The sequence below is a fragment of the Pseudomonas sp. P1_F7 genome, from assembly GCF_056405655.1.
The window spans coordinates 1-16,999 of sequence record NZ_JBFUBR010000017.1 but is presented as its reverse complement, the minus strand read 5'-3'; the positions used below and the strand labels follow the sequence as shown (position 1 = coordinate 16,999).

Here is a 16,999-nt window from a genome sequence, read left to right as displayed (position 1 = left end):
ATACAGCAACGGCTAGACTGTTCCCTGAAGGGACGACAGCGAAGCGCGTGTGCCCGCAGAAGGGCAAAAAGGAGGCACAGATGAGCCTGGCAATGATCATTGTGATGTTGATTTCCGGTTGGCTGGCGGTAGCCGCCGCCATGCTGTGGGGCGTGCTACGCATTACCCGTCGCCACCATCACCCTGTTCAACCGGCGCCTGCACCGGAAGCGGACAAAACGCGGAGCCAACACGCCAACGCTCACTGACAAACACATTTACCCGACACCAACAAAAACGGCCGCCTGCACTCCATGGAGTTCAGGCGGCCGTTTCTTTTAGCGTGGGTTAAGCCTCAGTGGCTACCCGCTTCTGCCTGGCCCGGCGGGACATCATGTTCAACGCCTCGATCGAAGCCGAGAATGCCATGGCCGCATAGACGTAGCCTTTCGGTACATGGGCGCCAAAGCCTTCGGCAATCAGCGTCATGCCGATCATGATCAGGAAGCCAAGGGCCAGCATCACCACCGTCGGGTTGTCGTTGATGAACTTGGCCAGCGGATCAGCCGCCAGCAACATCACCAGTACCGACACCACCACCGCGATGACCATGATCGGCAAATGCTCGGTCATGCCGACAGCAGTAATGATGCTGTCGATGGAGAACACCATGTCCAGCATCAGGATCTGACCGATCGCAGCCGCGAAGCCCAGGGTCACGGTCGAGGTCGCCGACTTCGGATCTTCCGGTGCCGGGTCCATGCTGTGATGGATCTCGGTGGTCGCCTTCCACAACAGGAACAGGCCACCGGCAATCAGGATCATGTCTTTCCAGGAAAACGCGTGGCCGAGAATCTCGATCACCGGATTGGTCAACTGGACGATGAACGCGATGGTGCTCAGCAAGCCCAGGCGCAGAATCAACGCCATGCCGATACCAATGCGCCGTGCCCGCTGTCGATTGTGCAAGGGCAGCTTGTTGGTCAGGATCGAGATAAAGATCAGGTTATCGATGCCGAGCACGATTTCCATCACAATCAGGGTGGCAAGGGCGACCCAGGCGGTGGGGCTGGCGGCAAGTTGTAAAAGGTAGTCCATGGGTCAGTCCTGACTCGTTGTAATACGGTTTAGATTTCCTGGGAGGAAGATTCGGTTTTTTCCGATTCTTTTTCCGATGATTCTTTTTTGCTGATCAACCCGCTGGTGGCGTCACTGAGTGCTTGCTCGGCAGCCTTGTGGGTATCGTCAATCGCCTGTTTGGCGCTTTCGGCAGCCTTGCCCATCAACTGCTGCGCGCTTTTCTCGGCCTGGTCGCAACCGGCCAGTACCAGTAAAGACGTGATCAACAGTGCCGTGGTTTTCAGCTTCATGATGCTTTCCTCGATAGAACAAACGGGACCTAAACGATGGCCCGTTGATAACGACGCATTCTAGGGAAGTGAATACTTCAGGAAAATTCGTATTTTCAGCGGTTATACTTCGATTTTTACGAAGTGTTAGACGCCATGCTCAACTATCGGCAATTGCATTACTTCTGGGTGGTGGCCAAGACCGGCAGCATCGTGCGCGCCTGCGAGCAACTGAACCTCACGCCACAAACCATCAGCGGGCAGATTTCATTGCTGGAACAGACCTTTGGCATCGAGTTGTTCCGCCGGGTGGGTCGGCAACTGGAACTGACCGAGGCCGGCCGCCAGGCACTGCCCTACGCCGAACAAATGTTCCAGCTCGGTGGCGAACTGGAACTGATGCTGCGGGCACAACCCAATGAACAGCAGATTCTGTTTCGCGTCGGCGTGGCCGACGTGGTACCCAAGTCGATCGTCTATCGCCTGATCGCACCAACCATGGAGCTGAGCGAACCGCTGCGCATCACGTGCCGCGAAGACAAGCTTGAACGTTTGTTGGCTGACCTGGCGATCCAGCGTCTGGACCTGGTGATTTCCGACAGCCCGATGCCGTCGCACCTGGACATCAAGGGCTACAGCCAGAAACTCGGCGAGTGCGGGATCAGCTTCTTCGCCACCCCTGAGCTGGCGGCCCGTTACGGTCACGACTTTCCGCGCAACCTGCACGGTGCGCCGCTGCTGATTCCCGGCCCGGAAACCGTGGTGCGCAGTCGTTTGCAACGCTGGTTTGCCGAGCAGCAGGTCCAGCCGCAAATTGTCGGCGAGTTCGACGACAGCGCCCTGATGCAGGCCTTCGGTCAATCCGGCAGCGGGATCTTCATCGGCCCGAGCGTGATTGCCGATGAAGTGCAACGCCAATATGGCGTGGAGGTGATTGGCCAGACCGACGCCGTGAGTGAGTCGTTCTATGCCATCTCAGTGGAACGCAAGGTCAAGCACCCTGGCATTGTCGCCATTACCGAAGGTGCCCGACGCGAGCTGTTTACAGCGCTGTGACCTCTTCGCGCGACTTGAAAGTCATCAGGGCGATGGCCAGCAGGATCGAAGCCAGAATGAAAGCGGCGGCTGCAAAGCCAAGCCCTTGCAAGCCAACACTGTCGATCACCCGCCCCCCGATCATCGCGCCAAGACCGATACCGAGGTTGGCCCCGGCGATGTTCAGCGACGCAGCAAACGCCGGCGCCTCGGGTGCGGCTTTCATCAGACGCACATGGCTGACCAGGAACAACGCCGCCTGGGTCACGCCCCAGATACCCATCGCCGCCGCCAAGCCGACCGGCGAATGAATGTTCGGCACCAGCGCTACCAAACCAGCAGTCATGAACGCGCAGAACATCATCGACGCCATCAGCGGATGACGATCCACCGCCCGGCCACCCAGGGAGTTGCCGATCAGCCCGACCGCACCGAAGCCCATCAGGCACCAGCCGACCACCGTGCCATTGAAACCGGCCAGGCGTTCGAGGATGTCGGCCAGGTAGGTGTAAGCCGTGAACATACCGCTGAACACCACCACCGACAGCAACACATGACCGAGCATCAGCGGGCTGCGCAGGATCTTGAACTGCGACAGTAAGCTCACCTGATGCTGGTGCAAATTGGTTTTCGGCAGATAGATAAACAGCAGCAACGCCTTGGCAAAGGCAATGACCGCCAGAATGGCAAAGGCACTGCGCCAACCGAACGCATCGGAAATCAGCGTACCCACCGGAATCCCGAACACCGTCGCGCAAACAATGCCGAAACCGATCTTGGCAATGGCGCGACCGGCGTAATCCGGCCCGACGATGTCCACCGCCGTCTCGCTGGCCAGCGCCCAGAACACCGGCAGCCCCAACGCCGGGATCAACCGGGCAAACGCCATCACCCAGATGTTCGGCGCCAGCGCCGCCAGCGTGTTGGCCAAGCCAAACATGATCAGCACCGAAATGAACAGCTTGCGGCGCTCGAAGCGGGCGAAGTATGCCGTCAGGAACGGCCCGAACGCGGCCACGGTGAAGGCGAACAACGTCACCAGCAAACCAGCCTGCGGGATGCTGACCTCCAGGTCCCTGGCGATAGCCGGCAACAGGCCAACGATGATGAATTCCGTGGTCAGCACCGTGAAACCGGCGGCAGACAACAGAAGAATGGGCAACAGCATGCAGAACTCCAGAAAAAACGACGACACCAGCGATAGCCCGAAGGCCCACTGGCAGACATGAAAATGAGGATGGCGAATCTTAACAGAGTGTTTCCGCACACGGTTGCACGAACCTGCCTATCTCGTTGAAAGGCATGGTGGCAGTTCGTCACAGGTCTGCAGGATCGTGCCTACGCTGTGATAAAGTCCGCGCCCTGAAAAACGTACACCCTGTGTTCGTCGGCCATTTTTTGGCGTCGATGTCGCGATATCCCTCGGTTTTCTGCCTGCCCCCGCAGCGAAATCATGCATTTATAAAAAATCAGAGATGCCGTTTTATGACTGCTTCATCCCCTTCTCTATTACAACGCCTTAAAGGCTTGAGCCTGGTTACACAGATCGTGATCGGCCTGATCGCCGGTATTGCCCTGGCCCTGTTTGCCCCCGACATGGCGAAGTCCACGGCGTTCATCGGCAAAGTGTTTGTCTCGGCACTGAAAGCCGTCGCACCGATTCTGGTGTTCGTACTGGTCATGGCGTCGATTGCCAACCACAAGCACGGTCAGGAAACCCATATCCGGCCGATTCTGTTCCTGTATCTGCTGGGCACTTTCGCCGCGGCCGTGGTCGCGGTGGTTGCCAGCATGACGTTTCCGTCGAGCCTGGTGCTGTCGACTCAGGACGTCGCGGTCACTGCGCCAGGCGGGATTGGCGAAGTGCTGCAAAGCCTGTTGCTGAGCGTGGTCGATAATCCGGTCAGCGCGCTGATGAACGCCAATTTCATCGGCATCCTGGCGTGGGCCATCGGCATGGGCATCGCCATCCGCCACGCCGGCGACACCACCCGTGAAGTGCTGGGTGACCTGTCCAACGGCGTGACGGTGATCGTGCGCCTGGTGATCAGCTTCGCCCCGCTGGGCATCTTCGGCCTGGTGGCCTCGACCCTGGCCACCTCCGGCTTCGGCGCCTTGATCGGCTACGCGCACCTGCTGGCCGTGCTGCTGGGCTGCATGCTGTTCGTGGCGCTGGTGATGAACCCGCTCATCGTGTTCTGGAAACTGCGTCGCAACCCGTACCCGCTGGTGCTGACCTGCCTGCGCGAAAGCGGTATCACCGCGTTCTTCACCCGCAGTTCGGCGGCGAACATTCCGGTCAACCTGGAATTGAGCAAGCGTCTGGGCCTGCACGAAAACACCTACTCGGTATCGATCCCGCTGGGCGCGACCATCAACATGGCCGGCGCAGCGATCACCATCACCGTACTGACCCTGGCGGCCGTGCACACCCTCGGCATCGCGGTGGACATTCCGACCGCGATCCTGCTGAGCGTCGTCGCGGCGATCTGCGCCTGTGGTGCTTCAGGCGTGGCCGGTGGTTCGCTGTTGCTGATTCCACTGGCGTGCAGCCTGTTCGGCATCCCGAGCGAAATCGCCATGCAGGTGGTGGCGGTCGGTTTCATCATCGGCGTGTTGCAGGACTCGGCGGAAACCGCGCTGAACTCCTCCACCGATGTACTGTTCACCGCGGCGGCTTGCCTGGGTGAAGAGGCAAAAGCAGAACGCTTGGCCTGACACAACCCCCTGTGGGAGCGAGCTTGCTCGCGATAGCGGTGAGTCATTCAACTTTGATGTCGACTGACACTCCCTCATCGCGAGCAAGCTCGCTCCCACAGGGTTCGTGGTGTAGCGGATAAATGCGTACACATGAAAAAGCCCCCGCAGCCAAAGACTCCGGGGGCTTTTTTGTACCTGGACGGTTTAGAACGCGCCCATGTAGTCGCGCTTGCCCACTTCCACGCCGTTGTGGCGCAGCAGTGCGTAAGTGGTGGTGACGTGGAAGAAGAACTGCGGCAGGCCGTAGCTCAGCAGGTAGGACTGGCCGCTGAAGCGCTTCTCTTTAGGCGTGCCCGGACGGGTCACGATCTCGATGCCTTCCTTGCCGTTGATCTGCTCTGGCGTGAACTCGCCGATGTAGGCCAGAACCTTGGCGATCAGTGCTTGCAGCTCGGCGAAGGTGGTTTCAGTGTCGTCGTACTTCGGCAGTTCGACTTCGGCCAGACGCGAAGAAATGCCTTTGGCGAAATCAACGGCGATCTGCACCTGACGCACCAGCGGGAACATGTCCGGAAACAGGCGTGCTTGCAGGAACGCATTCGGGTCGATGTTTTTCTCGGTGGCGTGGGCTTCGGCCTTTTTCAGCACGTCACTGAGGGCGTTGAGCATTTGCTGGAAAACAGGCACGGAAGCGTCGTACAGGGAAATGGTCATGGCAGGTCTCGTGTGGTGACTGGAGGGATTGCGGGTAACCTGTGGGAGCGAGCTTGCTCGCGATGGACGTGAACGATAACGCGTTCTGTCTGAATAAACGCGTCGCGCTGGAGTTCATCGCGAGCAAGCTCGCTCCCACAAATCATCGGCTTTGAAATCGACGGCCGATTATAGCCGCGCGCCGCCCTCCCGAGACCGTTCTTTTTCAGCTGCCGTAAACCTTCGCCGCCGGAACGGCCTGAGCCACCAGCTGGGCGACGGCATCACCCATCTCGCCAACCGCCCAGCGGCCCTGGCGATCCAGTTGCGGACCACGGCGCCAGCCATCGGCGATGGACAACTTGCCGCCCTCGACTTCAAACATCTGCCCGGTCACCTCGGCGGAAGCCTCGGAGCCCAGCCACACCACCAGCGGCGCGACGTTTTCCGGGGCGAAGTAATCGAAGCCTTCTTCAGGCTTTTTCATGGTGTCGGCAAACACTTGCTCAGTCATCCCGGTACGCGCGGCCGGCGCCAGGGCGTTGGCGGTGATCCCGTAGCGGTGCAGTTCAGCCGCCTGCACCAGCGTCAGCGAGGCAATACCGCCCTTGGCCGCCGCGTAGTTGGACTGGCCAATGGAGCCCTGCAAACCGGCGCCGGAACTGGTGTTGATGATCCGCGCATCGACCTTGGCGCCGCCCTTGACCTGCTCACGCCAGTACTTCACGGCGTGGCTGGAAATGCAGAAGTGGCCCTTGAGGTGCACGGACACCACGGCATCCCAGTCGGCTTCACTGAGGCTGGCGAACATGCGGTCGCGGCAGATGCCGGCGTTGTTGACCACCACGTTCAAGTCGCCAAAGGTTTCGATGGCCTGACGCACGATCAGCCCCGCCGAGTCATAGCGGGTAATGTCGTCACTGTTGGCCACGGCACTGCCGCCCTGACCGAGGATTTCGCCGACCACGGCCAGCGCCGCTTCGCGGTTGATGTCGTTGACCACCACTTTCGCGCCTTCGGCAGCGAAGGCCAGCGCGTAGGCGCGGCCCAGACCACCGCCGGCACCGGTGATGATCACGACACGGTTTTCACAGATCTTCATGTTGCTGCTCCACTCAAATTCGTTGCTTACAAGCGTTCGATGATCGTCACGTTGGCCTGACCACCGCCCTCGCACATGGTCTGCATGCCGAAGCGACCGCCGCTGCGTTCCAGTTCATGCAGCAAGGTGCACATCAAGCGGGTGCCGGTGGCGCCCAGCGGATGGCCGAGGGCAATCGCGCCGCCGTTGACGTTGGTCTGTTCATGGGGATAGCCGGTCTCTTTCAACCAGGCCATGGCCACCGAGGCGAAGGCCTCGTTGATCTCCACCCGGTCGATGTCTTCGAGCTTCATGCCGGCACGCTTGAGTGCGTAGGCGGTGGCCGGGATCGGCGCGGTGAGCATCCAGATCGGGTCTTCGGCGCGCACGCTCAGGTGATGGATGCGTGCCCGAGGCGTCAGGCCGTAACGCTTGAGCGCCGCTTCCGAGACGATCAGCATCGCGCTGGCCGCGTCGCAGGTCTGGCTCGATACTGCGGCGGTCACCCGGTCGCAGCCGAACAGGAATTCCAGCTCGGCCATCTTTTCCAGGCTGGTCTGGCGCGGCGTTTCGTCGTGCAGCACACCGGCCAAGGGCACGATCTCGCGGTTGAAGCGGCCTTGCTCGATGGCCTGCAAGGCACGTCGATGGGACTCCAGCGAATAGGCTTCAAGCTGCGCCCGTGACAGATCCCACTTCTCCGCGATCATCTGCGCCGAACGGAACTGCGTTGGTGGTTGCGCGCCGTAGCGCCGCACCCAGCCTTCGGAGCCGCTGAACGGATCGGTGAAGCCCAACGGCTCGGCGGCGATCATCGCCGAGGAAATCGGGATCTGGGTCATGGTCTGCACGCCACCGGCGACGACCACGTCCTGAGTGCCGCTCATCACCGCCTGGGCGGCGAAGTGCACCGCTTGCTGCGACGAACCGCACTGGCGATCGATGGTGGTGCCAGGCACCGATTGCGACAGGCCGGCCGCCAGCCAACTGGTACGGGCGATGTCACCGGCCAGCGGGCCGATGGTGTCGACACAGCCGAAGATCACGTCGTCGTAATCCTCGTCGGGAATGGCGTTGCGCTCGACCAGCGCACGCAACACATGGGCGCCCAGGTCGGCGGCGTGGATCTGGCTCAGACCACCCTTGCGCCGCCCGGTGGGCGTACGCAGGGCGTCGACGATATAAGCTTCAGGCATGGTCTACCTCGGTGAAAAAATTGAAATCTGGTATTGAGAGCGCCGAAAAACCTGTGGGAGCGAGCTTGCTCGCGATGAGGCCGGCACATCCAACATCGATGCCATCTGACGCACCGCCATCGCGAGCAAGCTCGCTCCCACAGGGATGTAGTCACCCTTACTGACTGGTTAAAACGTACTGCCCGCACCCAGCTCTGGGTTGCCGTCAAATAGGGCCGCACGAATCCGCCCTTTGTGATGGCCGCGATCGCCCCAGACCTTGTCCAGCGCCCAGGCGCGTTTCATGAACAGGTGCAAATCGACTTCCCAGGTGTAACCCATGGCGCCGTGGGCCTGGATGGTGTTCTTCGCCGCGAGCATCGCCGCTTCCGCGGTCGCCAGCTTGGCGTGGGACACCAGCACATCCTGCCCCGGTTGCTGCTCGGCCAGCGCATAAGCGGCGCGGTACAGCGGACCTTTGGCGAACTCGATCTGCACCGCGACGTTGGCCATCAAGTGCTTGACCGCCTGGAACGAACCCACCGGTTTGCCGAACTGCTTGCGCTCGAAGGTGTAGTCCACCGCCAGGTCGACCATGCGTTTGGCCAGCCCCAGCAATTGCGCGGCACTGGCGAGGGCGCCACGGTTGAAGGCGGCCGTCCACAGACGTCGGCCCTGGTCACCGCTGGCGACACAAGTGGCGGGGGTTGGTGTCCACTCGACCTGGAACAGTTGACGGCTCGGGTCGACCGATTCGTTGCGAGTCAGGCGCACGGCATCACGCTCCAGTGCATGCACTTCATCGCCATGGGCCAGCAACAGCAGATCGGCAACATGGGCATCGCTGACCAGCGGATTACCCGGTTCAGACACGGCGAGACGTGCACGACCCTCGGCCACTCGCGACAGCCAGGTCTGTTTGAGCGACGCGTGTTGCTCATCCAGGGCGGCGAGCAATGGCACGCCGACCAACATGGTGTCCACCAGCGGTTCGGGCAGGCCGGCGTAACCGCATTCCTGAGCGATCAGCACGAAGTCCAGCTCATTCATGCCCATGCCATCCTGCGCCTCGGGCACGGTCAGGGCGGTCAGGCCGAGTTCCACCAGTTGCGCCCAGAGCTGCTCACTGCGCCCGCTGTCGCTCTGCCACAGTTCGCGAATGCGTTCCGGGGTGACTTCGTTGATCAGGAAGCTGCGGACGTTGTCCTGAAACAGCAGTTGGTCGCGGCTGAAACTAAAGTCCATGGTCTATTCCTCAGGCACGCGGCATGCCGAGCATGCGTTCGGCAATGATGTTGCGCTGGATCTCGTTGGTGCCGGCGTAGATCGGCCCGGCCTGGGCAAACAGGAAACCTTCGAGCCAATGACCGACGTCACCGGCGGCCGGGGCTTGCGGCAGCAGTTCGCCACGCAATCCGAGAATGCTCATGGCGGTGTCGTGCATGCGCTGGTCGAGTTCGGACCAGAAAATCTTGTTGGTCGACGACTCCGGCCCGATCTTGCCGCCCTGCACCAGTTGCGAAGCGGTCATGTAAGTGCTCAGGGTGTAGGCCTCGGCATCGAGCCAGGCGCGCATCACGGCCTCACCAATGGCCGGATCGCGGTCGGCGTGCTCACGATTGGCCAGGTACAGCTGCACCAGGCGCTTGGCGGTTTCCTGGAAGCGCGCCGGTGAACGCAGCAACAAACCACGCTCGAAACCAGCGGTGGACATCGCCACGTGCCAACCCATGCCTTCGCCACCGAGGGCGTTCTCCACCGGCACCTTGACGTCGTCGAAGAAAATTTCGGCAAAACCAGGCAAGCCGTTGAGCTGCGGAATCGGCCGCACCGTGATGCCCGGCGTGTCCAGCGGCAGCAGGATGAAAGTCAGGCCGTGATGACGCTGGGACTGCGAGTCGGTACGGAAAATACCGAACGCCCAATCCGCCCACACCGCGCGAGTCGACCAGGTTTTCTGGCCGTTGATCACGTAGTGGTCGCCCACCCGTTCAGCCTTGGAACGGATCGCCGCCATGTCGGAACCGGCACCCGGCTCGGACCAGGCCTGAGCCCAGATGTCTTCGCCTGTGGCCATGCGCGGCAGGAATCGCGCCTTTTGTTCTTCGCTGCCGTATTCCATCAAGGTCGGGCCGAGCAGGAAGATACCGTTCTGGTTGACCCGTGCCGGGGCGCCAGAGCGGTAGTATTCCTCTTCGAAAATCAGCCACTCGATCAGGTCGCAGCCGCGTCCGCCGAGTTCGGTCGGCCAGGTGACCATGCCCCAACGGCCTTCATTGAGCTTGGCTTCCCAGACGCGGTGCTCGGCAAAGCCCTGTTCGGTGTCGAACGATTGCAGCGGTTCACTCGGTACATTGGCCGCCAGCCAGGTCCGCGCCTCAGCACGAAAGGCCTGCTGGGCCAGGGTATAGGTCAGGTCCATGGATATGCCTTCAGCCGTTGAATCGGGCATCGCGTTTCTCGACGAACGAGTCGCGTGCTTCCTGAGAGTCCAGTGAGCGGTAGGCTTCGAGGGTGAAGCCCTGCTCCCAGCGGTATTTGTCTTCCAGATTGCCGTCTTCGATGCCGCTCAGCGCTTCCTTGGCCAGGCTGATCATGCCGGGGCTCTTGGCGGCGATGGTGCGGGCGATCTGCAACGCGGCTTCGCGCAAGTCTTCGCGCTTGACCACCCGCTCCACCGCGCCCAGGCGGTAAGCCTCGGCGGCGTCGATGGCTTCGCCGGTGAAGTACATGTGGCGGACTTTCTGCACCGGGAACAGGCGCTGCAAATGCGCACCGCCGCCCATGGCCCCGCGATCCACTTCCGGCACGCCGAAGGTGGCGCACTCGGCAGCGACGATGATGTCGGCGGCGCCGCAGATGCCGATGCCACCGCCCAGCACGAAGCCGTGCACGGCAACGATCACCGGTTTCGGGTTGCGGTGAATGGCCTTGAAGCTGTCGTAGTTGCCCTTGTTCACCGCGACGATCAGGTTGCCGTCGGTGGCCAGTTCCTTGATATCGACCCCGGCACAGAAGCCACGGCCTTCGGCACGGATCACGATCACCCGCACGTCGCTGTTGCGGCCCAGGCCCTCGATCTCGCTGGCGATATCGGCCCAGCCCTGGCAGTTGAAGGCGTTGACCGGTGGTCGGTTGAAGACCAGTTCGGCAATGCCGTGTTCGATGCTGACGCTAAATGGTTTCATGGTTTCCTTCCTTCACAATGCATGGCCCCTTACGACACACGGCGGCACAGTTCGCCCAGGCGCGCTTCGGCGTCGCGGACGATCTGTTCAATCAATTGGGCGCAACTGGGCAAGCTGTCGATGGATGCGGCGATCTGCCCGGCGGGCAAGACGCCCGCGGCCGGTTGCCCGTCGACCATGGCTTTCTGGATCACCATCGGTGCGTTGGCGGCCATGATGCTTTGTGCGGCGGTCAACTCTCCGGCACCGCGCATCTTCAAGGCGCTGCTGAGCAACTGGGTCAGGCTCATGCCCGTATGGCGGCGGTAGGCCAGGCCACTCTGCAAGGCCAGCAACAGGCGCTTGAGACCACCGCTGTTTTCCAGCTGGTTGAGCAATTCGTTGCGGATCATCCGTTGCGGCATGCCGTCGATGGCGCGGCTGATGATGATCGCCGCCGGGTCCTTGACCGCCAGGTAACGCGCAAGCGTCGCCTGCGGCACCGGGCTGTCGGCGCACATCAAAAAGCGCGTGCCCATGGCGATGCCTTCGGCGCCGTAGGCCAAGGCCGAAACCAGGCCCCTGCCGTCCTTGAAACCACCGGCCGCCACCACGGGCACCGACACGGCATTGACCACTTGATCCAGCAACATCGAGGTCGGTACGGAACCGGTATGTCCACCGCCCTCGCCGCCCTGTACGGTCACCGCATCGGCGCCCATTTCCACGGCTTTCTGCGCATGCTTGAGCGCACCGACCGTGGGAATGCACACCACCCCGGCGTCCTTCAGGCGGCTGATCATTTGCTTGCCCGGCGAACGGCTGTAGCTGACCGCCCGGACTTTGTGGCGCAACACCAGCTCGACGATATCGCCGGCATTGGCCTGGTACATATGGAAATTCACCCCGAACGGCTGATCGGTCAGGCGCCGGGTTTCGATAATCGCCGCTTCCATCTGCTGCGGTTCGATGGTCGCTCCGGCGAGAAAACCGAAACCACCGGCATTGCCCGTGGCCGCCACCAGTTTCGGGTCGGCAACCCAGCCCATGGCGGTCTGGATGATCGGGTAGCGGCAACCGAGCAGTTCAGTCAAACGAGTATTCAACGAGATCGCCATGTTCACGCCTCGCCCGTTTTGCGCTGGGAACTGGCCATGGCCTTGGCGTCGTAGCCGCCGAGACGGTCGCCGGACACCAGTTCATTGTGGGCATGGGCGAAGTGATGCAGGCCGAACACCATGTCCATGGTCGCGCGCTTGCCCATCAGGTCTTCGGCGTTGTTCACCGCTTGCTTGCTCAGTTGCAGGCCCAGGCGCGGCATCTGGGCGATGCGCCCGGCGATGTCGAAGGTCTGTTGTTCCAGCTCGTCGCGAGCAACTACCCGATTGAGCATCCCCATCTGATAGGCACGCGGTGCCGGCATGCGCTCGCCGAGGAACAGAAACTCCTTGGCGATGCGTGGGTTCAGTTCATGCACATGAGCGAAATACTCCACACCGGGAATGCCCATGCGCACCACCGGATCGGCGAAGTAGGCATCTTCGCTGGCGACGATCAGGTCGCAGACCCAGGCCAGCATCAGCCCACCGGCAATGCACGCGCCCTGGACCATGGCGATGGTCGGCTTGGGCATTTCGCGCCAGCGGCGGCACATGCCCAGATAGACTTCCTGCTCACGGGCATAGAGAAACTCGCCGCCCGGTTTGTTCACATGGTCGTACCACAGGCTGGCGCGGTCGAACGTCTTGTCGACGTCGCGGCCCGGGGTGCCGATGTCATGCCCGGCGGAGAAATGCTTGCCGGCGCCACGCAGCACAATGACCTTCACGTCATCGTCATCGCAGGCCCGGCGAAACGCCGCGTCCAGCGCATAAGTCATCTGCGAGTTCTGCGCGTTGTGGAACTCGGGGCGGTTCATGGTCACCAGGGCCATTGCGTCGCGCACCTCGTACAGCACCACCTCGGCCTGATTGTTATCGTTATGTTCAGCCATCACTTTTCTCCGCAACGCGTTGCTCAGCGTTGGCCTGGCGGGTTGTCTTTGAGTTGCAGGGCGCGCAGGTTGTGCGGGTCCAGACGCTGGATCAGCTGCAACTGCTCGGCCGTCGGTGCTGCCGTGGTCGGACAGTCATCCGGCACGTGCAGCTCGAAGCCGGTGTTGTCCTGGACTTGCGCCGCCGTCACGCCGGGGTGCAGCGAACGGATGCGCATCTGCCGCTGCGGGCCCTGGAAATCCAGGATGCAGAGGTCGGTGATGATCAGGCGGATATCGATGTCGTCCAGCGACCAGCCCCGCGCCAGGCGGGCCGGGTTGTAGCCGACCGAGGCGACCATATCGACCTCGCCTTCAACGAACACCCGACGGTTATGGCTCGGCACGCAAAACGAGTTGGCGTGGCTGATCGAGTTGCCGGGGAAACCGCGCACACCGAGCATCTGCGCCTTGGGTTTGGCGTAGTCGCCGATGCAGGAAATGTTCGCCTGGCCAAAGCGGTCGATCTGGGTCGGGCCGACCAGGGCATGGCGCTTGCCGCCCCAGACGTTGTCGAAAATCCGCGAGAAACCCATCCAGCTGTCGCGCTTGGGTTCATAGCCCTTGCGCGCGCCCAGGGGCACCGGCTCGGCAACCATGTAGGCTTCGGAATCGGTCATCAGCAGTTGCGGGTTGCTGGTCAGCATGGCCAGCGATGCCGCCAGGCGCGGGATCACGCCGATGCCGGAGGCCAACACTTCGCCGTCTTCGCGCCAGGCTTCGGAGGCCGCGCAGATCATCAACTCAGCGAGGCTGAAATCAGTAGTGCTCATCGAAAGGCTCCTTAGAAAATCGGCAACGGCAGTTCACGGATCGCAGCCAGGCCGCCGACCTTTTCCAGATACTGTTCGTGCGTGCAGTCGACGTAGTCGCGGACATAGCCCTGCCAGCCGTCGGCCGCCTGTACCGTGGCGTTGTAGGCCTTGAAGTGCGCGACATCAAAACCGTACAGCGGCGCGCAGGACGACGGATGCGCCCCGCCCGGCACGTGGGCCACGGCGGTGGTCAGGTTGCGTTCCCAGAACACTTGATGGGCGTGGGCGCTGTCCTGATGGAAATACTCGCTGTCGACCAGCTCATCGCAGGTCACATAGCTGTGGGTCGCGGCCCGCACGAACAGGTCGTCCATGTAGTGATCCGGACCGCTGATCTGGCACACGCCGCGTTTGTCGGCACGGTCGACATGCACCAGCGCCGCGTCGAGTTTGAGCGCCGGCATCGCCACCCAGTCCTTGCCATCGGCATAGGGCGAGGCGATCAATTTGATCTGGCGGTTGTGGCGCAGCACATCGGTGCCCAGGCCCACGGCGGTCGGAATGAACGGCACGTTCATCGCTGCGGCGCGCAGGCCAAGCAGCAACATGCCTTCGTCGATTTCCATCACTTCCAGCGCCGCTTCCTGGCGCGCCTTGCGGAAGTACGGTTCCAGCGGAATGAAATCCAGGGAAACGAAGGCGAACACCAGTTTCTTGATCTTGCCCGCCGCGCAGAGCATGCCGACATCGGCACCGCCGTAGGCGACCACGGTCAGGTCCTTGAGGTCCGAGCGCAGAATTTCGCGCACCAGCGCCATCGGCTTGCGGCGCGGGCCCCAGCCACCGATACCGATGGTCATGCCGTCACGCAGTTGGCCGACGATCTCGGCGGTGCTCATTTGCTTGTCCATCGTCTTGTTCCTCATTGGCGACCGACACTGAAGTCGTGGCCCCAGTGGCTGACCACGGTGCTTTCGAACGGCGTGTGACGGTCCCAGTCGACCACCAGGCCATCGCAGCCGTATTCCAGGTCAAACCCGGACGGGGTCTTGATATAGAAAGAAATCATCTGGTCGTTGGTGTGCTGGCCGAGAGTGGCCGACAGCTTCACGCCGTTGGCGTGAACGCGGTCCAGGGCGCGGCCGACTTCGTCCAGCGCGTTGACCTCGACCATCATGTGCACGCAGCCGTGGGGCATCGGGCACTCGAAAATCGCCAGCGAGTGGTGCCGGCCGTTGTTGCAGTGCAGGAAGTGAATACGCTTTTGCGGCTCGGCCGGGTCCGGGGTGAAGCGGACTTTCATCAGGTCCGACAGGCCGAAACCCATCACCTGCTCGTAGAAATCGCGGCAGCGTTCGAAGGCCGGGGCTGGCAATACGACGTGGCCCATGCCGAGATCGTTGGTGACAAAACCTTTGACGCCCACCGGCGAGACGAAACGGGCGAAATCCTGCAACGGGCCCCAGAAAATTTCGTGGCGATTGCCATCAGGATCGCTGAAGTGCACCAGCTCCTGGACCTTGCGCAGTTCCGCTTCGGCCGCGGTGCCACGGGTCACTTGCACGTCGGCCTGCTGCAACTCGCTGACCGCCTGTTCCAGCGCCGCCTTGCCGGCCACCTCCCAACCGCAGGCACCGAAACCGTTCTCGGCGTTCTTCTGCACGAGGATGCGGTAATGACGTTCGTCCATTTTCAGGTACAGACGCTCATCATCGCCGCTGACCATCATGCCCAACACCTGGCTTGCGTAGTGGCGCCATTGCGCCAGGTCGCTGGACAGCAGGGTGACGTAACCCAGACCACGGATATCCATGGATGCACTCCTCGTTTTTCTCAGGCCGTGCCGCCCTTCGGCTGGTGCCGGGGGAGACTTTATGTAGGGGCTATATGTAGGAGCTATTCAAACGGGTTCGGGGAGGGGCAACATCGTCCAATGGGACTAGCGGAAATGATGGCGCGGAACATGAAAACCTGTGGGAGCGAGCTTGCTCGCGATGGCGGCGTGACAGTCACCGGGGATGTTGGATGACAGGGCCTCATCGCGAGCAAGCTCGCTCCCACAGGGGGTCAGTGGTGTGGCGGGCTTATGCGACCGGTTCGATTTGATCGAGCACGCGGTTCGCGGTGATCTCAGCCAGCATGACGCTATTGGAAATACCCAGCAGCGCATTACGGTCACCGCCCTCCAGATGATCCACCAGTTGATGCACCATCACATCGACCGAGGCCAGGGTCTCGACCAGATAGACCACCAGGGTTTCGGTCGTGGCCTCGGGGTCGACGCTGAACAGCGTGCTGATGGTTCGAGGGGGTGGCTTTGATGTCGGCGGTCGAGGGGAAGTGGTAAGCGAGGGCACGCTCGGCGGCCTCGTTGAGTTTTTTTGAATCGGGTTCGTATGGGGATACTGGATCGGTGTCCGGCGGGTTTGGTGTGACTTTGAACATAGTGTGGATTCCTGATGTTGGCTGGAAACCGCTTCTCTACTAAAAGAAGGGGTGGCAGCTGTACGCAGGTTAGTAGACCGGGGAATCCAAGAAGCCGGCGCGCCCAAGGGCGCCCTACGTACAGCCACCATCAAAATGCAGGCACAAAACCTGATTGATGCGTCGTACGTCTCGGATTAAGCCACGGGCTACTAAACCCGATCACTGGGAGTCAGTGACGCGAATCAAGTTACCGAGGGGGTCCAAGGCGTACAAGCCGGCGGATTCTGGCGCACCTGTAGGCAACGACGCAAGGCGTTGTAGCTTTCATCGAGTAACACTGACAGCCGTTAATCAATCCATGTTTAACGACCCAAAAACCTGTGGGAGCGAGCTTGCTCGCGATGGGGCCATACCAGTCAACATCGATGTTGAATGTAAGACCGCCATCGCGAGCAAGCTGAACTGGTCAAGTAATCTTGGACACCCGTTAAGGTTTACGCCGCCAGTCTCTCCTTCGCGACTGGCGACCGGTAGTCGTTGTAGCTGTGAGGCCTGCTGATGTTGTAGCGCGAGACATAGCGCTGCACATCTGCTCGGGCCTCATGT

The 16,999-nt window shown here is 61.5% G+C and carries 17 protein-coding genes and 1 pseudogene; 3 read left to right on the top strand and 15 right to left on the bottom strand.

The genetic code is table 11. The features are described from left to right. Positions 1-80 precede the first annotated feature (80 nt). Positions 81-248 carry a hypothetical protein gene (locus AC1D1M_RS23850; protein WP_477777500.1) on the top strand — a complete coding sequence of 56 codons (168 nt, stop codon included), beginning with the start codon at positions 81-83 and terminating at the stop codon, positions 246-248. Between the two features lie 79 nt (positions 249-327). Here the strand turns inward: AC1D1M_RS23850 and AC1D1M_RS23845 are convergent, their stop codons facing one another. Next, entirely contained in the window at positions 328-1,077 is a 750-nt protein-coding gene (locus AC1D1M_RS23845; protein ID WP_477777499.1) for a TerC family protein, read from the bottom strand. Between the two features lie 29 nt (positions 1,078-1,106). After that, a complete protein-coding gene (locus AC1D1M_RS23840) occupies positions 1,107-1,349 on the bottom strand; it encodes a hypothetical protein (RefSeq protein ID WP_223462332.1) in 243 nt (80 codons plus the stop codon). Positions 1,350-1,484: 135 nt separating this feature from the next. Here AC1D1M_RS23840 and nhaR point away from each other — a divergent pair, with 135 nt between their 5' ends. After that, a complete protein-coding gene (gene nhaR / locus AC1D1M_RS23835; RefSeq protein WP_477777498.1) occupies positions 1,485-2,384 on the top strand; it encodes a transcriptional activator NhaR in 900 nt (299 codons plus the stop codon). On the opposite strand, the gene AC1D1M_RS23830 is transcribed toward nhaR, so the two are convergent. Beyond that, complete coding sequence (locus AC1D1M_RS23830; RefSeq protein ID WP_477777497.1) at positions 2,371-3,531, bottom strand: MFS transporter; 1,161 nt, start codon at positions 3,529-3,531, stop codon at positions 2,371-2,373. The genes nhaR and AC1D1M_RS23830 overlap by 14 nt on opposite strands. 317 nt (positions 3,532-3,848) lie before the next feature. Between AC1D1M_RS23830 and sstT the strand changes: the two genes are divergently transcribed. Further along, positions 3,849-5,081 (top strand): serine/threonine transporter SstT, encoded by a 1,233-nt coding sequence (gene sstT / locus AC1D1M_RS23825; protein WP_477777496.1) that lies wholly within the window; start codon positions 3,849-3,851, stop codon positions 5,079-5,081. Between the two features lie 186 nt (positions 5,082-5,267). On the opposite strand, the gene AC1D1M_RS23820 is transcribed toward sstT, so the two are convergent. The 12 genes and pseudogenes from AC1D1M_RS23820 to AC1D1M_RS23765 form a co-directional block, all read right to left on the bottom strand. After that, positions 5,268-5,777, bottom strand: a complete 510-nt coding sequence (locus AC1D1M_RS23820; RefSeq protein ID WP_477777495.1) for a DUF1993 domain-containing protein — start codon at positions 5,775-5,777, stop codon at positions 5,268-5,270. Between the two features lie 205 nt (positions 5,778-5,982). Next, positions 5,983-6,858 carry an SDR family oxidoreductase gene (locus tag AC1D1M_RS23815; RefSeq protein ID WP_477777494.1) on the bottom strand — a complete coding sequence of 292 codons (876 nt, stop codon included), beginning with the start codon at positions 6,856-6,858 and terminating at the stop codon, positions 5,983-5,985. Between the two features lie 26 nt (positions 6,859-6,884). After that, a complete protein-coding gene (locus tag AC1D1M_RS23810; protein WP_477777493.1) occupies positions 6,885-8,033 on the bottom strand; it encodes an acetyl-CoA C-acetyltransferase in 1,149 nt (382 codons plus the stop codon). A gap of 168 nt (positions 8,034-8,201) precedes the next feature. Further along, positions 8,202-9,257 carry an acyl-CoA dehydrogenase family protein gene (locus AC1D1M_RS23805; RefSeq protein WP_477777492.1) on the bottom strand — a complete coding sequence of 352 codons (1,056 nt, stop codon included), beginning with the start codon at positions 9,255-9,257 and terminating at the stop codon, positions 8,202-8,204. Between the two features lie 10 nt (positions 9,258-9,267). Continuing rightward, on the bottom strand, positions 9,268-10,434 hold the full coding sequence (locus AC1D1M_RS23800) for an acyl-CoA dehydrogenase family protein (RefSeq protein ID WP_477777662.1): 1,167 nt from the start codon (positions 10,432-10,434) through the stop codon (positions 9,268-9,270). 10 nt (positions 10,435-10,444) lie between these two features. Then, positions 10,445-11,200, bottom strand: coding sequence for an enoyl-CoA hydratase family protein (locus tag AC1D1M_RS23795; RefSeq protein WP_477777491.1), 756 nt, complete (start codon positions 11,198-11,200; stop codon positions 10,445-10,447). A 29-nt stretch (positions 11,201-11,229) separates the two neighbouring features. Further along, positions 11,230-12,297, bottom strand: a complete 1,068-nt coding sequence (locus AC1D1M_RS23790) for an NAD(P)H-dependent flavin oxidoreductase (protein WP_477777490.1) — start codon at positions 12,295-12,297, stop codon at positions 11,230-11,232. Between the two features lie 2 nt (positions 12,298-12,299). Then, a complete protein-coding gene (locus AC1D1M_RS23785) occupies positions 12,300-13,172 on the bottom strand; it encodes an enoyl-CoA hydratase (protein ID WP_477777489.1) in 873 nt (290 codons plus the stop codon). A gap of 23 nt (positions 13,173-13,195) precedes the next feature. Continuing rightward, positions 13,196-13,984: a CoA-transferase subunit beta gene (locus tag AC1D1M_RS23780; protein WP_477777488.1), complete on the bottom strand. Its 789-nt coding sequence runs from the start codon at positions 13,982-13,984 to the stop codon at positions 13,196-13,198. Between the two features lie 11 nt (positions 13,985-13,995). Continuing rightward, the gene (locus tag AC1D1M_RS23775) at positions 13,996-14,877 is read right to left on the bottom strand and encodes a CoA transferase subunit A (RefSeq protein ID WP_150753052.1); all 882 of its coding nucleotides are present in this window, start codon (positions 14,875-14,877) and stop codon (positions 13,996-13,998) included. An 11-nt stretch (positions 14,878-14,888) separates the two neighbouring features. After that, positions 14,889-15,779 carry a VOC family protein gene (locus AC1D1M_RS23770; RefSeq protein ID WP_477777487.1) on the bottom strand — a complete coding sequence of 297 codons (891 nt, stop codon included), beginning with the start codon at positions 15,777-15,779 and terminating at the stop codon, positions 14,889-14,891. A gap of 271 nt (positions 15,780-16,050) precedes the next feature. Beyond that, positions 16,051-16,411: pseudogene (locus AC1D1M_RS23765) on the bottom strand (DUF6124 family protein). Between the last annotated feature and the right edge of the window lie 588 nt (positions 16,412-16,999).